The sequence below is a fragment of the Pseudomonas salomonii genome, assembly GCF_900107155.1.
GTDB lineage: Bacteria > Pseudomonadota > Gammaproteobacteria > Pseudomonadales > Pseudomonadaceae > Aquipseudomonas > Aquipseudomonas salomonii.
Genome location: NZ_FNOX01000005.1, coordinates 63,254 through 79,384 on the forward strand (window position 1 = coordinate 63,254; position 16,131 = coordinate 79,384).

Here is a 16,131-nt window from a genome sequence, read left to right on the forward strand (position 1 = left end):
CCACTTCAACAAAAGCTAAGGTCAGGAGGAGGAATCAACCGGCGACTGTGGACGAGATGAAGCGTCTTATAAGCCTAATGCTACACGGTCCGACGGTTGTGCATCTCCACCCTACACGTATCCCTGATAATTCGGGTGCTGCCGCGCGCAGAATCCGCAGCGGGTTGGCATTTACCGTGTACTCCAATGGGGAGTCCACGCTCATGGCTAAACAAGACTAGGTGTGGGCGACTGCGCTCTCACTCAGCTCTTAACAGGCGTTGTTTCCGAAGCATTCGCCGTGGTCTGGCTCAAGACTGACTGCACTTTGTGAACTGGCCGTAAATATCGGCGCAGAACGCGAGTATTCACTCTGCTTTCTGCACTCGCTTCAGGCCTCATGTCACCTGCGCTTGTTACAATCCTGAGCCTTCCAAGGTGGCGAAAGCCCCGTAGGACGGCCTCGCGTCCTGATGAATTGCGATGGTCAGGGCCGGCAGTTTGCCGCAAGTCCTCTGTCCAGGCCGCTTTTGGCGGCGTTCGCGACTATAGCAGCAATGATTAAGTGCTTCAATTCCATAAAAAATTGTTATCATCGCCGCCATGACGACTACCGCCCCCCAGACCCCCAGCGTCCAGCTGCTCGAGGTCTCGCCGGAATATGCCGGCCAACGCATCGACAATTTTCTCCTGGCCAGGCTCAAAGGCGTGCCCAAGACCTTGATTTACCGCATCTTGCGTAAAGGTGAAGTGCGCGTGAACAAAGGCCGGATCAAGCCCGAGTACAAGCTGCAGGCGGGCGATATCGTCCGTGTGCCGCCAGTGCGCGTGCCTGAGCGTGACGAGCCGGTGCCATTGGCCCAGGGCCTGTTGCAGCGCCTGGAAGCGTCGATTGTCTTCGAAGACAACAAGCTGATCGTGATCAACAAGCCTTGCGGCATTGCGGTTCACGGCGGCAGTGGCCTGACGTTCGGGGTGATCGAAGCCTTTCGTCAGTTGCGACCCGATGCCAAGGAGCTGGAACTGGTCCACCGCTTGGACCGTGACACCTCCGGCCTGCTGATGATCGCCAAAAAACGCAGCATGTTGCGTCACCTGCACACCGCCTTGCGTGGCGATGGCGTGGACAAGCGCTACATGGCACTGGTACGGGGCAACTGGGCCAGTTCCATCAAGAGCGTGCGTGCGCCGTTGCAGAAGAGCAACCTGCGCTCCGGCGAGCGCATGGTCGAAGTGGACGAGGAGGGCAAAGAAGCCCTGACCCTGTTCAAGGTGCTGCGCCGCTTCGGTGACTTCGCCACTATGGTCGAGGCCAAGCCTGTGACCGGGCGTACCCACCAGATTCGTGTGCACACCCTGCACGCGGGCCACTGCATCGCTGGTGATACCAAGTACGGCGATGAGGATTTCTCCAGGGAAATTCGCGACCTGGGCGGCAAGCGCCTGTTCCTGCACGCCTACATGCTCACCGTGCCGCTGCCCGATGGCGGCGAGCTGAAGTTGCAGGCGCCGGTCGACGAAATGTGGGCCAAGACCGTGGAGCGTTTGAGTGTCGCACCCTGACTACAAGCTGCTGATTTTTGATTGGGACGGCACGCTGTGCAATTCCATTGGGCGCATCGTCGACTCAATGCACGCGGCCTCGACCCGTTCGGGTTTCGAGTTGTGCACGGATCTGGCGGTAAAAGGCATTATCGGTCTGGGGCTGCCCGAGGCGATCCGTACCTTGTACCCCCGGATCAGCGACACAGAGCTGGTGACTTTTCGTGACCATTACGCCGACCACTACATAGGGCTGGAGGCCACGCCTTCGCCGCTGTTTGACGGCGTAAGGCAATCCCTGGAGGCGTTTCGCGCCGAGGGTTATCACTTGGCTGTGGCCACCGGCAAGGCCCGTCGCGGGCTGGATCGGGTGCTCAAGGCCCACGGGTTTGAAGATTATTTCGATATCACCCGTGCAGCGGATGAAACCGCCAGCAAACCTCACCCTCTGATGCTGGAGCAGATCCTGGCGCATTGCGGCCTAGCGCCGCGTCAGGCGTTGATGGTGGGTGACGCTTCCTTCGACCTGATGATGGCGCGCAATGCCGGCATGGACAGCGTGGCGGTCAGCTACGGTGCCCAGGCTGCCGAAGCCTTGCAGGCATACGAGCCCAGGCTGACGATTGATCATTTTTCTGAACTGCACGCCTGGCTCAGCCGGGCCTGATAAGTCTTTGCTGGGGTTAATGGCATGAGTGACGAGTGGAAAGCGCCCGAAAAGGCCGAAAGCGGTGATGATAAAAGCTGGAAGCTGTTGGAGAAGACCCTGCTGGCCAGTGTCCAGGAGCAACGCCGAGCGCGTCGCTGGGGGATTTTCTTCAAGTTGCTGACGTTTATCTGGCTCATCGCCATGCTGGCGTTGTTCAGCCCGTTGATGGACATGGAAAAAAGCGCCACCCGTAGCAACAACTACACCGCCTTTATCGACGTGAACGGGGTGATTGCCGATAAGGAGTCCGCCAGCGCCGATAATATCGTCGGCGGCCTGCGTGCGGCGTTCGAGGACCCCAAGGTCAAGGGCGTGATCCTGCGCATCAACAGCCCAGGTGGCAGCCCTGTGCAGTCGGGCTACGTGTATGACGAGATTCGCCGCCTGCGCGGCCTGCACCCGGACATCAAGCTGTACGCGGTGATTTCCGACCTGGGCGCCTCGGGGGCCTATTACATCGCCAGCGCCGCTGACCAGATCTATGCCGACAAGGCCAGCCTGGTCGGCTCCATTGGTGTGACAGCGGCCGGTTACGGCTTTGTCGGTACCATGGAGAAGTTGGGGGTGGAGCGTCGCACCTACACCTCGGGTGAGCACAAGTCGTTCCTCGATCCGTTCCAGCCACAAAAGGCCGATGAAACCCAGTTCTGGCAGGGCGTGCTCGACACCACCCATCGTCAGTTCATTGCCAGTGTTAAACAGGGGCGTGGCGATCGTCTGAAGGACAAGGACCATCCTGAGCTGTTCTCCGGCCTGGTGTGGTCCGGTGAGCAGGCATTGCCGTTGGGTTTGATCGACGGCCTGGGCAGTGCCAGTTCGGTGGCGCGCGATGTGATTGGCGAGAAGGAACTGGTGGACTTCACTGTTCAGGAATCGCCGTTTGATCGCTTCTCCAAGAAGCTGGGTGCCAGTGTGGCGGAGAAGCTGGCCTACTACATGGGCTTCCAGGGTCCGACGCTGCGCTGATATTTCGGCCCTGATGTAGGTCGAAATGTGGGAGCGGGCTTGCTCGCGAATACGGTGGGTCTGTGACAGATATGTTGGCTGACACTCCGCTTTCGCGAGCAAGCCCGCTCCCACATTTGGCTTTGCGGTAGGGCCTAGGGGATTTGCACGCCTTCAGCCAGCAGCATGTCCACCAGTCGAATCAGCGGCAGGCCGACCAGGCTGGTCGCATCCGGCCCTTCGGTGCTCTGAAACAGGCTCACACCCAGCCCTTCGGCCTTGAAGCTGCCTGCGCAGTCATAAGGCTGTTCCGCGCGCAAATAACGCTCGATGCGCTCCACACTCAGTTCGCGCATCTGCACGGTAAATGGCACGCAGTCTACCTGGCAGTGGCCCGTCTCACTGTTGAGCAGCGCCAGGCCGGTCAAAAAGCTCACGCGTTTGCCGCTGGCAGCCAGTAATTGCTCGCGGGCGTTTTCAAAGGTGTGGGGTTTGCCGATAATGCGGCCATCGAGTGCGGCCACCTGATCGGAGCCGATAATCAAATGCCCTGGGTGACGGGCGGCGAGGGCGCGGGCTTTCTCTTGCGCCAGGCGCTTGACCAGCTCAATGGCCGATTCATTTGCGCGATGGCTTTCGTCGATATCCGGCGAGCTGCAGATGAACGGTAGGTGCAGGCGGGCCAGCAATTCCCGGCGATAAACCGAGCTGGAAGCGAGTAATAAAGGCAGCATGGGTGTCTCCTCGAGGCAGCCGCCGATTCTAGCGGGGCGACCAGCTGACGCACAGGGCTGAATTTCCTTTGACATGGCTGGGTGCATCCCTATAATGCTGCGCCTATGTTGAATGACCCGATTCCACCTCACGTTGACCCGCGCAAATTGGCTGATCGTGGCACCACCCTTCAAGGTGAAGTGCTGCTGGCCGATTTGGAGAGACTCTGCGACCCGCTTTCCGACACTGTCGGTACGGTGCAGGCTAAATTCGTTTTTGAACGAGATGAACGTAAGTCTGTGGTAATCCACAGCTTTATCGACACCGAAGTCAAAATGGTTTGCCAGCGTTGTCTTGAGCTGGTCACCCTGCCGATCCACAGCGAATGCAGTTATGCTGTGGTGAAAGAGGGTGCGAATACCCAGTCGTTGCCGAAAGGTTATGACGTGCTGGAACTGGGCGAAGATCCATTGGATCTGCATGCACTGATCGAGGAGGAGCTTTTGCTCGCCTTGCCCATTGTGCCTGCTCATCATCCGGAAGAATGCCAGCAGCCGGAGGGCCTTGATGACGAGGCCGAGCCGAGCGAGGACGAGGTAACGCGGTCCAACCCGTTCAGTGTATTGGCGCAGTTAAAGCGTGACCCAAACGTTTAGGAGTTAATCAATTATGGCTGTTCAGCAGAACAAAAAATCCCGCTCTGCCCGTGACATGCGTCGTTCGCACGATGCCCTGACGGCAAGCACTCTGTCTGTAGAAAAAACCACCGGTGAAATTCACCTGCGTCACCACGTATCGCCAGAAGGCGTATACCGTGGCCGTAAAGTGATCGAAAAGGGCGCTGACGAGTAATCACTTGTCTGCTCAAGTCATCGCGATTGACGCAATGGGCGGGGACTTCGGTCCCCGCAGCATTGTTCAGGCTTGCGTTGCCAGCCTGACTGCTACGCCCTCGCTGCACCTGACCCTCGTCGGTCAACATTCCCTACTTGAAGAACTGATTGCCGGCCATCCGGCGGTGGATCGCGCGCGCCTGACCGTTACTGCGGCCAGCGAAACCATCGGCATGGATGAGAAACCCGCGGCAGCCTTGCGTGGCAAGCCCGACTCTTCAATGCGGGTAGCCCTTGAGTTGTTGCGTGATGGCAAGGTGCAAGCCTGTGTCAGTGCCGGCAATACCGGGGCGTTGATGGCGTTGTCGCGTCATGTGCTCAAGACGTTGCCGGGTATTGATCGGCCGGCCATGGTTGCGGCGATTCCGACGCAAAAAGGCTATTGCCAACTGCTGGACCTGGGTGCAAACGTCGATTGCAGTGCCGAGCACCTGCTCCAGTTCGCCGTGATGGGCTCGGTGGCCGCTGAAGCGCTGGGTGTGGCCCGGCCGCGCGTGGCGTTGCTCAATATCGGCACTGAAGACATCAAGGGCAATCAGCAGGTCAAGCTGGCTGCCGCCTTGTTGCAAGGTGCGCGGGGCTTGAACTACATCGGTTTTGTCGAAGGTGACGGCTTGTACCGCGGCGAGGCGGATGTGGTGGTGTGCGACGGGTTTGTCGGCAATATCCTGCTCAAGTCCAGCGAAGGCCTGGCGACCATGATCGCCACGCGTATCGAAGCCTTGTTCAAGCACAATCTGGCCTCACGCATGGTCGGCGCGCTGGCGTTGCCGTTGATGCGCCGTCTGCAGGCTGACCTAGCGCCGGCACGGCATAATGGCGCGAGTTTTCTGGGGCTGCAGGGCATTGTGGTAAAAAGCCACGGCTCGGCCGGTGTGCAGGGCTTTCAAAGTGCGATTGCGCGAGCGTTGATCGAGATCCAGGAAAACCTGCCGCAACGTTTGCACGGGCGTCTTGAGGATCTGTTGCCTTAGGCGAATCGGCCCGGGAGTGCTTAAATGTGACCGGCCAGTTCAATTGACCATCCAATCTGTCAGTTTCGTTCGCGCCCACCGTCGGTGCGGGCATTTTTGACGACCAGATCATTAGGGGCTTGTTACATGTCTACATCCCTCGCATTCGTCTTTCCAGGGCAGGGTTCGCAGTCCCTCGGCATGTTGGCCGAGCTGGGCGCGCACCATCCGCTGATCCTGGAAACCTTCAAGGAAGCTTCCGATGCCCTGGGTTACGACCTGTGGGCACTGACCCAGCAAGGGCCGGAAGAGCAACTCAATCAAACCGATAAAACCCAGCCGGCGATCCTGACCGCCTCGATCGCCCTGTGGCGCTTGTGGCTGGCCGAAGGCGGTGCACGCCCGGCTTACGTGGCCGGTCACAGCCTGGGCGAGTACAGCGCCTTGGTGGCCGCCGGCAGCCTGACCCTCGCTGAAGCGGTCAAGCTGGTCGAGCGCCGTGGTCAGTTGATGCAAGAAGCTGTTCCAGCCGGGCAGGGCGGCATGGCCGCTATCCTCGGCCTGGACGACGCTGTGGTGATCGAAGCCTGCGCCGAAGCGGCCCAGGGCGAAGTGGTCAGCGCAGTGAACTTCAACTCCCCTGGCCAGGTGGTCATCGCCGGCGCCAAGGCCGCTGTCGAGCGCGCCATTGAGGGCTGCAAGGCCCGTGGTGCCAAGCGCGCCTTGCCGTTGCCGGTGAGCGTGCCGTCGCACTGCGAGCTGATGCGCCCGGCTGCCGAGCGTTTTGCCGAGTCCATCGCCGCCATCAATTGGCAGGCGCCGCAGATCCCGCTGGTACAGAACGTCAGCGCGGCCGTTGCCGCCGACCTCGACACCCTGAAGCGCGACCTGCTGGAGCAGCTTTACAAGCCGGTACGCTGGGTTGAGTCGGTACAGACCCTGGCTGCCAATGGTGCCACTGAGTTGGTCGAGTGCGGCCCGGGCAAAGTCCTGGCCGGCCTGAACAAGCGTTGCGCCGATGGCGTGTCGACTGCCAACCTCAATACCCCGGATGCCTTCGCTGCCGCGCGCGCGGCACTGGCCTGAACCCCTTTAGGAGAAGCCTGCATGAGTCTGCAAGGTAAAGTTGCACTGGTTACTGGCGCAAGCCGTGGCATTGGCCAGGCGATCGCCCTGGAACTGGGCCGTCAAGGCGCCGTTGTGATCGGCACCGCCACTTCCGCTTCGGGCGCTGAGCGTATTGCCGCGACCTTGAAGGAAAACGGCGTGCAAGGCACCGGTCTTGAGCTGAATGTGACCAGCGACGCGTCTGTTGCTGCTGTGCTGGCCGAGATCACTACACAGTTCGGCGCACCGGCTATTCTGGTGAACAACGCCGGTATCACCCGTGACAACCTGATGATGCGCATGAAAGACGACGAGTGGTACGACGTGGTCGATACCAACTTGAACAGTCTGTTTCGCCTGTCCAAGGGTGTTTTGCGCGGCATGACCAAGGCGCGTTGGGGCCGAATTATCAATATTGGCTCCGTAGTGGGTGCCATGGGCAACGCAGGCCAAGTAAACTATGCAGCGGCCAAGGCCGGTCTGGAAGGTTTCAGCCGTGCATTGGCCCGTGAAGTCGGTTCGCGTTCGATTACGGTCAACTCGGTGGCCCCAGGGTTCATCGACACCGATATGACCCGCGAACTGCCGGAAGCACAGCGTGAAGCGTTGCTGACCCAGATTCCGCTGGGCCGTCTGGGCCAGGCTCAAGAGATCGCAAATGTGGTCACTTTCCTGGCATCCGACGGTGCGGCATACGTGACTGGGGCTACAATCCCGGTGAACGGCGGGATGTACATGAGTTAAATTGTGACGGATCGCTTCAAAAAAATGTCATACGAGCTGTCTAAAATCCGTTATAAAGCTGCAACTTAATTTATAGGCAGGTGGCCGGTCGGGTACGAGGGTGAAGCTTTCAGTTGAAAAGCTGAAAAGGCTTTCTATACACTTACCCACTGGCCAGCTGCCTGAATTTGTCCATTAGGAGTTAAACAAGGTATGAGCACCATCGAAGAGCGCGTCAAGAAAATCGTTGCCGAGCAACTGGGCGTTAAAGAAGAAGAAGTGACCAACTCCGCTTCCTTCGTTGAAGACCTGGGTGCCGATTCCCTTGACACCGTTGAGCTGGTGATGGCTCTGGAAGAGGAATTCGAGACCGAAATCCCGGACGAAGAAGCTGAAAAAATCACTACTGTTCAAGCTGCTATCGACTACGTTACTGCCCACCAGGCGTAATAGTTTGTAGTCGTCGCTTGCTGTCAGGGAAAAACCGCACTGCTGTAACGGCGTGCGGTTTTTTCTTTAAGCGGTGATGAAAAATAAGCTGCGAAGCAAAGTGTCGTCATTAGAAAAAGGAGAGTGCTGTGTCGCGTAGACGCGTCGTAGTCACCGGTATGGGTATGTTGTCGCCACTGGGTACAGATGTGCCGAGCAGTTGGCAGGGCATTCTGGCTGGCCACAGTGGTATTGGTCTGATCGAACACACGGACCTTTCTGCCTATTCCACCCGTTTTGGCGGCTCGGTAAAGGGCTTCAATGTCGAGGAATATCTCTCGGTCAAAGAATCCCGCAAGCTCGACCTGTTCATTCAATACGGCCTGGCAGCCGGTTTTCAGGCGGTGCGTAATGCCGGCCTGGAAGTCACCGACGCCAACCGTGAGCGCATCGGCGTGGCCATGGGTTCGGGTATTGGCGGTTTGACCAATATCGAAGAAACCAGCCGCACGCTGCACGATTCCGGCCCCCGTCGAATTTCGCCGTTCTTCGTGCCGGGCTCGATCATCAATATGATTTCCGGTTTCCTGTCGATCCATCTGGGCGCACAGGGCCCCAACTACGCCATTGCCACGGCGTGCACCACCGGCACGCACTGCATCGGCATGGCGGCGCGTAATATCGCCTATGACGAAGCCGACGTGATGATCGCCGGTGGCGCCGAAATGGCCGCCTGCGGCCTCGGCATGGGCGGCTTCGGCGCGTCCCGTGCGCTGTCGACGCGCAATGACGAGCCGACTCGCGCCAGCCGTCCGTGGGACAAGGGCCGTGATGGCTTTGTACTGGCTGACGGTGCCGGTGCGCTGGTACTCGAAGAGCTGGAGCACGCCAAGGCGCGCGGTGCCACTATCTACGCCGAGCTGATCGGCTTCGGCATGAGCGGCGACGCCTACCACATGACCTCGCCGCCGTCCGACGGTGCCGGTGCTGCACGTTGCATCACCAACGCGTTGCGCGATGCGAAGGTCAACGCCAACCAGGTGCAGTACATCAATGCCCACGGCACATCGACCCCGACGGGTGACCTGGCGGAAGCCGAAGCCATCAAGTCGGTGTTCGGTGAGCACGCCTACAAGCTGGCGGTCAGTTCCACCAAGTCCATGACCGGCCACCTGTTGGGTGCGGCGGGCGCGGTCGAGGCGATCTTCAGCGTCATGGCCATCAAGGATCAGGTCGCTCCGCCGACCATCAACCTTGATGAGCCGGACGAGGGCTGCGACCTCAACTTCGTGCCTCACGAAGCGCAACCGATGCCGATCGACGTGGTGATCTCCAACTCGTTCGGTTTCGGTGGCACCAACGGTTCCCTGGTGTTCCGCCGGTTCGCCGAGTGATGCACAGCTGGGTCGACGGTCAGCCAGCGGGCAGCGTGCCCCTGAAAGATCGTGGCCTGGCGTACGGCGATGGCCTGTTTGAGACCATCGCCGTCAAGGCCGGGCAGCCGGTGCTGCTCGACCGTCACCTGCAACGCCTTGAAGAGGGGTGCAGGCGCCTCGCCTTGAGTGCGGATCAAACCCTGATCCGCAGCGAAGTGCTGGCTTACGCCGCGGCCATGGGCAATGGCGTACTCAAATTGATCCTCACCCGTGGCGACAGCCTGCGCGGCTATGGCATCAACCCTGGCGTCCCCGTGCGCCGTATCTTGCAGGGCAATCCGCCCGCTGCTTATCCTCTGGCCCATGCAACCGATGGCATCCGCCTGTTTGCGTGCGCCACGCGCTTGGCCGAGCAGCCGTTGCTGGCGGGCCTCAAGCACCTGAATCGTCTTGAACAAGTGATCGCCCGCGCCGAATGGCAGGATGCCGAACATGCCGAGGGCTTGATGCTGGACAGGTCCGGTCGAGTCATCGAAGGCGTGTTCAGCAACCTGTTCGTGGTGCGCAATGGATTGTTACTAACCGCTGATCTGAATCGTTGCGGGGTTGCCGGCGTCATGCGAGCTGAGATTCTGGCCCAGGCGCAAACCCTGGGCATCCCGGTGGCCGTGGCCGACATCAGCATGGACCAGTTGCAACAGGCCGACGAAGTTTTCGTGTGCAACAGCGTTTATGGCATTTGGCCCGTACGTGGTTGCGCCGGGATGAGCTGGTCGGTTGGGCCGCTCACCCGTAAACTGCAGGGCATTGTTCGCGCGCTATTGGAAATTTGAGTTGATACGAAAACTGGTTTTACTGCTGCAGATCGGCCTGGTCTCGGCAGGCTTGCTACTGGGCTTTTCGGCCTGGAAGCTCGACTCTGCGCTGAAGCAGCCCCTGAATCTGACCCAGGAACAATTGCTCGATGTTCCCGCCGGGGCGACCCCGACGGGCACCTTCAATCGCCTTGAAACCGAAGGCGTGCTGGAGGGTGCCTTCTGGTTGCGCCTCTACTGGCGCTTCAACCTCGACGGCCAGTCGCTGCACAGCGGCGAATACCGCATGACCCCAGGCCTGACGGCCGAAGGCCTGATCGGCCTGTGGCAACGCGGCGAAGTGGTGCAATACAGCCTGACATTGGTGGAAGGCTGGAACTTTCGCCAGGTGCGTTCAGCGTTGGCCAAACACGAAAAGATCGTGCAGACCCTGTCGGGCCTGAGCGACAGCGAAGTGATGGATAAGCTCGGCCACCCTGGCGTATTTCCCGAAGGGCGGTTCTTTCCTGACACCTATCGCTTCGTGCGCGGCATGACCGATGTCGAATTCCTGAAAAAAGCCTACAACCGCCTGGACGAGGTACTGGCCCAGGAATGGAGCCAGCGCGCCGCCGATGCGCCGTACACCGACCCTTACCAGGCGCTGATCATGGCCTCCCTGGTAGAAAAGGAAACCGGTGTGCCGCAAGAGCGCGGGCAGATCGCCGGAGTGTTCGTGCGTCGCTTGAAAATCGGCATGCTGCTCCAGACCGACCCGACGGTGATCTACGGCCTGGGCGAGCGCTACACCGGCAAGCTGACCCGCGCGCACCTCAAGGAAGCCAATCCCTATAACACCTACATGATTGCCGGCCTGCCGCCGACGCCAATCGCCATGGTCGGCCGCGAGGCGATCCATGCGGCGTTGAACCCGGTGGCCGGCAGTAGCCTGTATTTCGTCGCCCGAGGCGATGGCAGCCATATTTTCTCCGATGACCTGGATGCGCATAATGCCGCCGTGCGTGAGTTCCAACTCAAGCGCCGCGCCGATTATCGCTCCAGCCCGGCACCGGCGGTAAAACCGCCGGAAGACGCGACGCCACCGACCGATGCCGCGCCGGTTGAAAAACCCGCCGAGCCTGCGCCGGACGCCGCTGCGCCGCAAAGCCCGCAATGACTCTGACTAAGGACTGCCTGTGACTGGCTTGTTTATTACCCTGGAAGGCCCGGAAGGCGCCGGCAAAAGCACCAACCGCGATTACCTGGCCGAGCGTTTGCGCGCTGAAGGCATCGAGGTGCTGCTGACCCGTGAGCCCGGCGGTACGCCGCTGGCCGAGCGCATTCGTGAAGTGTTGCTGGCACCAGGTGAAGAACAGATGAACCCGGACACTGAGCTGCTGTTGGTGTTTGCCGCCCGCGCCCAGCATTTGGCCGAAGTGATTCGCCCGGCCCTGGCACGGGGTGCTGTGGTGATTTGCGACCGTTTTACCGATTCCACTTATGCTTACCAGGGCGGCGGGCGCGGCTTGTCCCTTGAGCGCATCGCCAGTCTGGAGGCTTTCGTCCAGGGCGACTTGCGCCCAGACCTGACCCTGCTGTTCGACCTGCCGATCGAAGTCGGCATGGCTCGCGCCAGTGCCCGTGGCCGCCTGGATCGGTTCGAGCTGGAAGGTTCGACATTCTTCAATGCGGTCCGTAGCGCGTTCCTGCAGCGCGCCAAGGCTGAGCCTGCGCGTTACTCCTTACTGGACGCAGCCCAGCCACTGGCGCAGGTACAGCAGGCCATCGATGCTCTGCTGCCTGAACTTCTGGAGCGCGCCCGTGGCTGAGGCCTACCCGTGGCAGGACAGCCTCTGGCAGCAATTGGCCGGGCGCGCCCAGCATGCCCACGCCTATTTGCTGCACGGCCCCATCGGCATCGGCAAGCGCGCCCTGGCCGAGCGCCTGATGGCCAGCCTGCTGTGCAAGCAACCGGTCAACCTGCAAGCGTGCGGGGAGTGCAAATCCTGCCTGCTGCTCAAGGCAGGCAGCCACCCCGATAACTACCTGCTCGAACCTGAAGAGGCCGACAAGGCGATCAAGGTCGACCAGGTGCGTGATCTTGTCAGCTTCGTGGTGCAGACCGCGCAGATGGGCGGGCGCAAGGTAGTACTGATCGAGCCGGTGGAGGCGATGAACATCAACGCCGCCAACGCTTTGCTCAAGAGTCTGGAAGAGCCGTCGGGCGACACCGTGCTGTTGCTGGTCAGCCATCAGTCCAGCCGTTTGCTGCCGACTATCCGCAGCCGTTGCGTGCAGCAGGCCTGCCCATTGCCGAGCGAGGCCATGAGCCTGCAATGGCTGGCGCAGGCGCTGCCGGAATGTTCTGCCGACGAGCGGGTCGAGTTGCTGACCCTGGCTGCCGGATCACCCTTGGCGGCGGTGAAGCTGCAGGCCCAAGGCGTGCGTGAACAACGCGCACTGGTGGTGGATGGCGTCAAAAAGCTACTCAAGCAGGAACAGTCCGCTACACAACTGGCCGAAGGCGCCTGGAAGGATATTCCGTTGCTGCTGCTGTTCGACTGGTTCTGTGACTGGTCGAGCCTGATCCTGCGCTACCAGTTGACCCAGGACGAAAACGGCCTGGGCCTGCCGGATATGCGCAAGGTGGTGCAGTACCTGGCGCAAAAAAGTGCGCAGGACAAGGTGCTGAACATTCAGGACTGGATCCTGGCCCAGCGCCAGAAAGTCCTCGGCAAAGCCAACCTCAACCGCGTGCTGTTGCTCGAAGCCCTGCTGGTGCAATGGGTTGGCTTGCTCGGCCGGCGTTAATTTTCGTGGCCGACGGGTGTATCGTCGGCCAGACACTTCCCATGAATTAAGTCGTACTTTCCTATGCTCGTAGATTCCCACTGCCACCTTGATCGCCTCGACCTTGCCCAGCACGGCGGCTCCCTCGATGCCGCCCTGGAAGCGGCCCGCCAGCGTGGGGTAGGGCACTTTCTGTGCATCGGCGTGAGCGCCGACAACGCCGCCGACGTCAAAGCCTTGGCTGATCGCTATGCCGATGTCGATTGTTCGGTCGGCATCCACCCGCTGGACCTCAAGCCGGGTGAAGCGCCGGCTCTGGATTGGCTATTGAGCGAGCTCAATCACCCACGCGTGGTGGCGATTGGCGAAACCGGCCTGGATTACCATTACGAACCTGAAGCCGCCGAGTTGCAGCAAGCCTCCTTCCGCCTGCACCTGCAAGCCGCCCGGCAGACCGGCAAACCGGTGATCGTCCACACCCGAGGCGCCCGCGCTGACACCTTGACGCTATTGCGCGAAGCGGCCTTGCCCCAGGCCGGCGTGCTGCATTGCTTCACCGAAGACTGGGACATGGCCAAGGCCGCGCTGGACCTGGGCTTTTACATTTCCCTGTCAGGTATCGTCACCTTCCGCAACGCCGACGCCTTGCGCGACGTGGCGCGTCAGGTGCCGGCCGACCGCCTGCTGGTGGAAACCGATTCGCCGTACCTGGCGCCGATCCCCCATCGCGGCAAGCCGAACCTGCCGGAATACGTGCGTGATGTGGCCGATTACCTGGCGATGCTGCGCGGTGAATCCTTTGAGCGCTTTGCCGAGCAGACCACCGAGAACTTCAAGCGTCTGTTCCCGCTGGCCCACGTGGCCGGCTGAGGCGGTCAAATCGCAGGCAAAAAAAACCCGGGTTCTGGGGGGTGAATCCGGGTTAAGACCATTAGGAGTAAAACAAGGGCACACAGTCCGTCGGTACCCAGGTCGACGCGTCACTTGGGGGAGATGTCGCGCCGACAATTCAAGTATTGATCAGTATCCGATTCAGTCCAGTCGCGATTGGTCGTTTTTTAAACAGATTTGGAATACGCGCGCTTCGCTTGAGTTCTCATTGAGCCCAAGCACGGCTGCAGTTGTTGCGTATTATTTCTGACTGATAACCCCTCATTCGTTGGCGCGCTGAAACTAAAACGCACGCTGGGTTCACATAGGCGTTGCCCAATGACCGTTCAGTCGGGATAATCCCTCGCATCGGGTAAATCGTATCGCCACGTATCCGTGGCCCTGCGTAACCCTCCCTCATTCCGACCTCTGCAGACCTCTTCCTCATGCACAAAGAACCCCGTAAGGTCCGTGAGTTTCGCCGCCGTGAGCAGGAAATTCTCGACACTGCACTCAAGTTATTCCTCGAACAAGGTGAAGACAGCGTCACCGTCGAGATGATTGCGGATGCCGTGGGTATCGGCAAAGGCACGATCTATAAACACTTCAAATCCAAGGCCGAGATCTACCTGCGGCTGATGCTCGACTACGAGCGCGACTTGAACGAGCTGCTGCATTCGGCTGATGTGGACAAGGACAAGGAGGCGCTGTCACGCGCCTATTTCGAGTTCCGCATGCGTGACCCGCAACGCTACCGCCTGTTCGACCGCCTGGAAGAAAAGGTGGTCAAGGGCCATCAAGTGCCGGAAATGGTCGAGGAGCTGCACAAGATCCGCGCCTCGAACTTCGAGCGCCTCACGCTGCTGATCAAGGGTCGCATCAGCGAAGGCAAGCTCGAAGACGTGCCGCCGTATTTCCATTACTGCGCCGCCTGGGCATTGGTACATGGCGCCGTTGCGCTGTATCACTCGCCGTTCTGGAGCAATGTGCTGGAAGATCAGGAAGGTTTCTTCCAGTTCCTGATGGACATCGGCGTGCGCATGGGCAACAAGCGCAAGCACAGCACTGAGCTGCCGAATGCTGAGCCCAAGGGCAGCGACGCTCCTGCTGTTTAAGCCATTCCCGACAGTGATGGCGCAATGATTTGCTGCCGCTTGCAGTACCCCAGGAATATACTCAGGCAAGGACGCTTGCTAAAAGCTGATTTTTCAGTCAGCTTTTAGCGCGCCTGAACCATCCTCTGCCGGAGTGTTCCATGATCGTTGATCGTCAAGGCAGGCGATTTCGCAATTTGCGGATCAGCCTGACCTCAGCCTGCAATTACGCGTGTACCTACTGCGTGCCAAACGGCAAGCGGCTGGTGGCTGCCCAGGACGAACTCTCGGCCGAGGCCATGGCGCGCGGCGTTGCCTATCTGATCGAAGCGGCCGGCATCGAGCGTTTGCGTATCACCGGCGGCGAACCGTTGGTCAGCCCCAAGCTGGAAGCTTTCATGGGGGCTGTGGGCGGCATGGGCCTGAGTGACATCAGCCTGACGACAAATGGCCAACTGCTCGCGCGCAAGTTGCCACTGTTGGTCGACGCGGGTATTCGGCGAATCAACGTGTCCCTCGATACCCTGGATGCTGACGCCTTCCGCAGCATCGCCCGGGGTGGCGACCTGGCCACCGTGCTCGATGGCATGGACCAGGCCCGCGCTGCCGGCATCAAGATCAAAGTCAATATGGTGCCGTTGCGTGGGCAGAACCTCGACCAGGTGATGCCACTGCTCGACTACTGCCTGGAGCGTGGCTACGAGCTGCGCTTTATCGAACTGATGCGCATGGGCCACTTGGCCAAGGATTCCAATGCGTTCCTGCAGCAGTTCGTCAGCCTGCAGCAACTGCTGAGCCTGATCGGCGAGCATCACGAATACCTGCAAGCCAACGCGCCGATTGATGCCACGGCGGTGCGCTACGAAGTGCCGGGCAAAGGCTTCTTTGGCGTAATCGCCAACGAAAGCGTGCCGTTCTGCCGCACCTGCTCGCGCCTGCGCTTGTCGTCGACCGGCTGGTTGCATGGCTGTTTGTCGTCGAGCAACCGCCACTATGTGGGCGACCTGCTGGACCAACCGCGCCATCAGGCGCTGCCGGCCTTGCAGGGGCTGTTGATGAAGGCTTTGGGCGACAAGCAGGAAGTGGCCTTCTCCGGCGGCGCCACGGTCATGAAGATCATCGGCGGCTAAAACCGCGTGCAATCGAATGTGGGAGCAGGCTTTTTGTGGGCGCTGGCTTGCCTGCGATAGCATCACCTCGGTGTACTTGATGT

18 protein-coding genes are annotated in these 16,131 nt (G+C 60.2%); 17 read left to right on the top strand and 1 reads right to left on the bottom strand.

Annotated elements, in window-relative coordinates; all coding sequences use genetic code 11:
- Window positions 1-582: 582 nt before the first annotated feature.
- Genes rluC through BLV67_RS12735 form a run of 3 tightly spaced genes read left to right on the top strand, consistent with a single transcriptional unit; the run spans window position 583 to window position 3,196 of the window.
- Window positions 583-1,542 (top strand): 23S rRNA pseudouridine(955/2504/2580) synthase RluC, encoded by a 960-nt coding sequence (rluC, locus tag BLV67_RS12725; RefSeq protein WP_056861649.1) that lies wholly within the window; start codon window positions 583-585, stop codon window positions 1,540-1,542.
- Window positions 1,529-2,188, top strand: a complete 660-nt coding sequence (locus BLV67_RS12730) for an HAD-IA family hydrolase (protein ID WP_065929322.1) — start codon at window positions 1,529-1,531, stop codon at window positions 2,186-2,188. Before rluC ends, BLV67_RS12730 begins: the two co-directional genes overlap by 14 nt.
- A gap of 24 nt (window positions 2,189-2,212) precedes the next feature.
- Window positions 2,213-3,196 carry a S49 family peptidase gene (locus tag BLV67_RS12735; protein WP_065929321.1) on the top strand — a complete coding sequence of 328 codons (984 nt, stop codon included), beginning with the start codon at window positions 2,213-2,215 and terminating at the stop codon, window positions 3,194-3,196.
- Between the two features lie 134 nt (window positions 3,197-3,330).
- Here the strand turns inward: BLV67_RS12735 and BLV67_RS12740 are convergent, their stop codons facing one another.
- Window positions 3,331-3,909, bottom strand: coding sequence for a Maf family protein (locus tag BLV67_RS12740; RefSeq protein WP_065929320.1), 579 nt, complete (start codon window positions 3,907-3,909; stop codon window positions 3,331-3,333).
- A gap of 105 nt (window positions 3,910-4,014) precedes the next feature.
- Between BLV67_RS12740 and BLV67_RS12745 the strand changes: the two genes are divergently transcribed.
- From BLV67_RS12745 to BLV67_RS12810, 14 genes are all read left to right on the top strand, one after another.
- Window positions 4,015-4,545, top strand: coding sequence for a YceD family protein (locus BLV67_RS12745; protein ID WP_005790551.1), 531 nt, complete (start codon window positions 4,015-4,017; stop codon window positions 4,543-4,545).
- A gap of 13 nt (window positions 4,546-4,558) precedes the next feature.
- Window positions 4,559-4,741 carry a 50S ribosomal protein L32 gene (rpmF, locus tag BLV67_RS12750; RefSeq protein WP_069787960.1) on the top strand — a complete coding sequence of 61 codons (183 nt, stop codon included), beginning with the start codon at window positions 4,559-4,561 and terminating at the stop codon, window positions 4,739-4,741.
- A 4-nt stretch (window positions 4,742-4,745) separates the two neighbouring features.
- Window positions 4,746-5,756, top strand: a complete 1,011-nt coding sequence (gene plsX / locus BLV67_RS12755; RefSeq protein WP_074854472.1) for a phosphate acyltransferase PlsX — start codon at window positions 4,746-4,748, stop codon at window positions 5,754-5,756.
- A 126-nt stretch (window positions 5,757-5,882) separates the two neighbouring features.
- Window positions 5,883-6,821, top strand: coding sequence for an ACP S-malonyltransferase (fabD, locus tag BLV67_RS12760; RefSeq protein WP_069787962.1), 939 nt, complete (start codon window positions 5,883-5,885; stop codon window positions 6,819-6,821).
- Between the two features lie 21 nt (window positions 6,822-6,842).
- A complete protein-coding gene (gene fabG, locus BLV67_RS12765) occupies window positions 6,843-7,586 on the top strand; it encodes a 3-oxoacyl-ACP reductase FabG (protein WP_069787963.1) in 744 nt (247 codons plus the stop codon).
- 192 nt (window positions 7,587-7,778) lie between these two features.
- A complete protein-coding gene (gene acpP / locus BLV67_RS12770) occupies window positions 7,779-8,015 on the top strand; it encodes an acyl carrier protein (RefSeq protein WP_016973676.1) in 237 nt (78 codons plus the stop codon).
- Between the two features lie 128 nt (window positions 8,016-8,143).
- Window positions 8,144-9,388 (top strand): beta-ketoacyl-ACP synthase II, encoded by a 1,245-nt coding sequence (gene fabF / locus BLV67_RS12775; RefSeq protein ID WP_056861643.1) that lies wholly within the window; start codon window positions 8,144-8,146, stop codon window positions 9,386-9,388.
- Window positions 9,388-10,203, top strand: coding sequence for an aminodeoxychorismate lyase (gene pabC, locus BLV67_RS12780; RefSeq protein ID WP_069787964.1), 816 nt, complete (start codon window positions 9,388-9,390; stop codon window positions 10,201-10,203). The genes fabF and pabC overlap by 1 nt, the downstream gene beginning before the upstream one ends.
- Window position 10,204: 1 nt before the next feature.
- Window positions 10,205-11,341: an endolytic transglycosylase MltG gene (gene mltG / locus BLV67_RS12785; protein WP_069787965.1), complete on the top strand. Its 1,137-nt coding sequence runs from the start codon at window positions 10,205-10,207 to the stop codon at window positions 11,339-11,341.
- Between the two features lie 19 nt (window positions 11,342-11,360).
- Window positions 11,361-11,993 carry a dTMP kinase gene (tmk, locus tag BLV67_RS12790; RefSeq protein WP_058420777.1) on the top strand — a complete coding sequence of 211 codons (633 nt, stop codon included), beginning with the start codon at window positions 11,361-11,363 and terminating at the stop codon, window positions 11,991-11,993.
- Complete coding sequence (locus BLV67_RS12795) at window positions 11,986-12,975, top strand: DNA polymerase III subunit delta' (RefSeq protein WP_058420778.1); 990 nt, start codon at window positions 11,986-11,988, stop codon at window positions 12,973-12,975. Before tmk ends, BLV67_RS12795 begins: the two co-directional genes overlap by 8 nt.
- Before the next feature lie 63 nt (window positions 12,976-13,038).
- Window positions 13,039-13,824 (top strand): TatD family hydrolase, encoded by a 786-nt coding sequence (locus BLV67_RS12800; RefSeq protein WP_065929313.1) that lies wholly within the window; start codon window positions 13,039-13,041, stop codon window positions 13,822-13,824.
- A 446-nt stretch (window positions 13,825-14,270) separates the two neighbouring features.
- On the top strand, window positions 14,271-14,939 hold the full coding sequence (locus BLV67_RS12805) for a TetR/AcrR family transcriptional regulator (RefSeq protein WP_069787966.1): 669 nt from the start codon (window positions 14,271-14,273) through the stop codon (window positions 14,937-14,939).
- Window positions 14,940-15,079: 140 nt separating this feature from the next.
- Entirely contained in the window at window positions 15,080-16,048 is a 969-nt protein-coding gene (locus BLV67_RS12810; RefSeq protein ID WP_017138359.1) for a GTP 3',8-cyclase MoaA, read from the top strand.
- Window positions 16,049-16,131 lie beyond the last annotated feature (83 nt).

What these genes read in the sequence shown, in the direction of transcription:
- rluC (WP_056861649.1), top strand. Translation starts at nt 583, where the DNA reads ATGACGACTACCGCCCCCCAGACCCCCAGCGTCCAGCTGCTCGAGGTC.
- BLV67_RS12735 (WP_065929321.1), top strand. Translation starts at nt 2,213, where the DNA reads ATGAGTGACGAGTGGAAAGCGCCCGAAAAGGCCGAAAGCGGTGATGAT.
- BLV67_RS12740 (WP_065929320.1), bottom strand. Translation starts at nt 3,909, where the DNA reads ATGCTGCCTTTATTACTCGCTTCCAGCTCGGTTTATCGCCGGGAATTG.
- BLV67_RS12745 (WP_005790551.1), top strand. Translation starts at nt 4,015, where the DNA reads ATGTTGAATGACCCGATTCCACCTCACGTTGACCCGCGCAAATTGGCT.
- rpmF (WP_069787960.1), top strand. Translation starts at nt 4,559, where the DNA reads ATGGCTGTTCAGCAGAACAAAAAATCCCGCTCTGCCCGTGACATGCGT.
- fabD (WP_069787962.1), top strand. Translation starts at nt 5,883, where the DNA reads ATGTCTACATCCCTCGCATTCGTCTTTCCAGGGCAGGGTTCGCAGTCC.
- fabG (WP_069787963.1), top strand. Translation starts at nt 6,843, where the DNA reads ATGAGTCTGCAAGGTAAAGTTGCACTGGTTACTGGCGCAAGCCGTGGC.
- acpP (WP_016973676.1), top strand. Translation starts at nt 7,779, where the DNA reads ATGAGCACCATCGAAGAGCGCGTCAAGAAAATCGTTGCCGAGCAACTG.
- pabC (WP_069787964.1), top strand. Translation starts at nt 9,388, where the DNA reads ATGCACAGCTGGGTCGACGGTCAGCCAGCGGGCAGCGTGCCCCTGAAA.
- BLV67_RS12800 (WP_065929313.1), top strand. Translation starts at nt 13,039, where the DNA reads ATGCTCGTAGATTCCCACTGCCACCTTGATCGCCTCGACCTTGCCCAG.
- BLV67_RS12805 (WP_069787966.1), top strand. Translation starts at nt 14,271, where the DNA reads ATGCACAAAGAACCCCGTAAGGTCCGTGAGTTTCGCCGCCGTGAGCAG.
- BLV67_RS12810 (WP_017138359.1), top strand. Translation starts at nt 15,080, where the DNA reads ATGATCGTTGATCGTCAAGGCAGGCGATTTCGCAATTTGCGGATCAGC.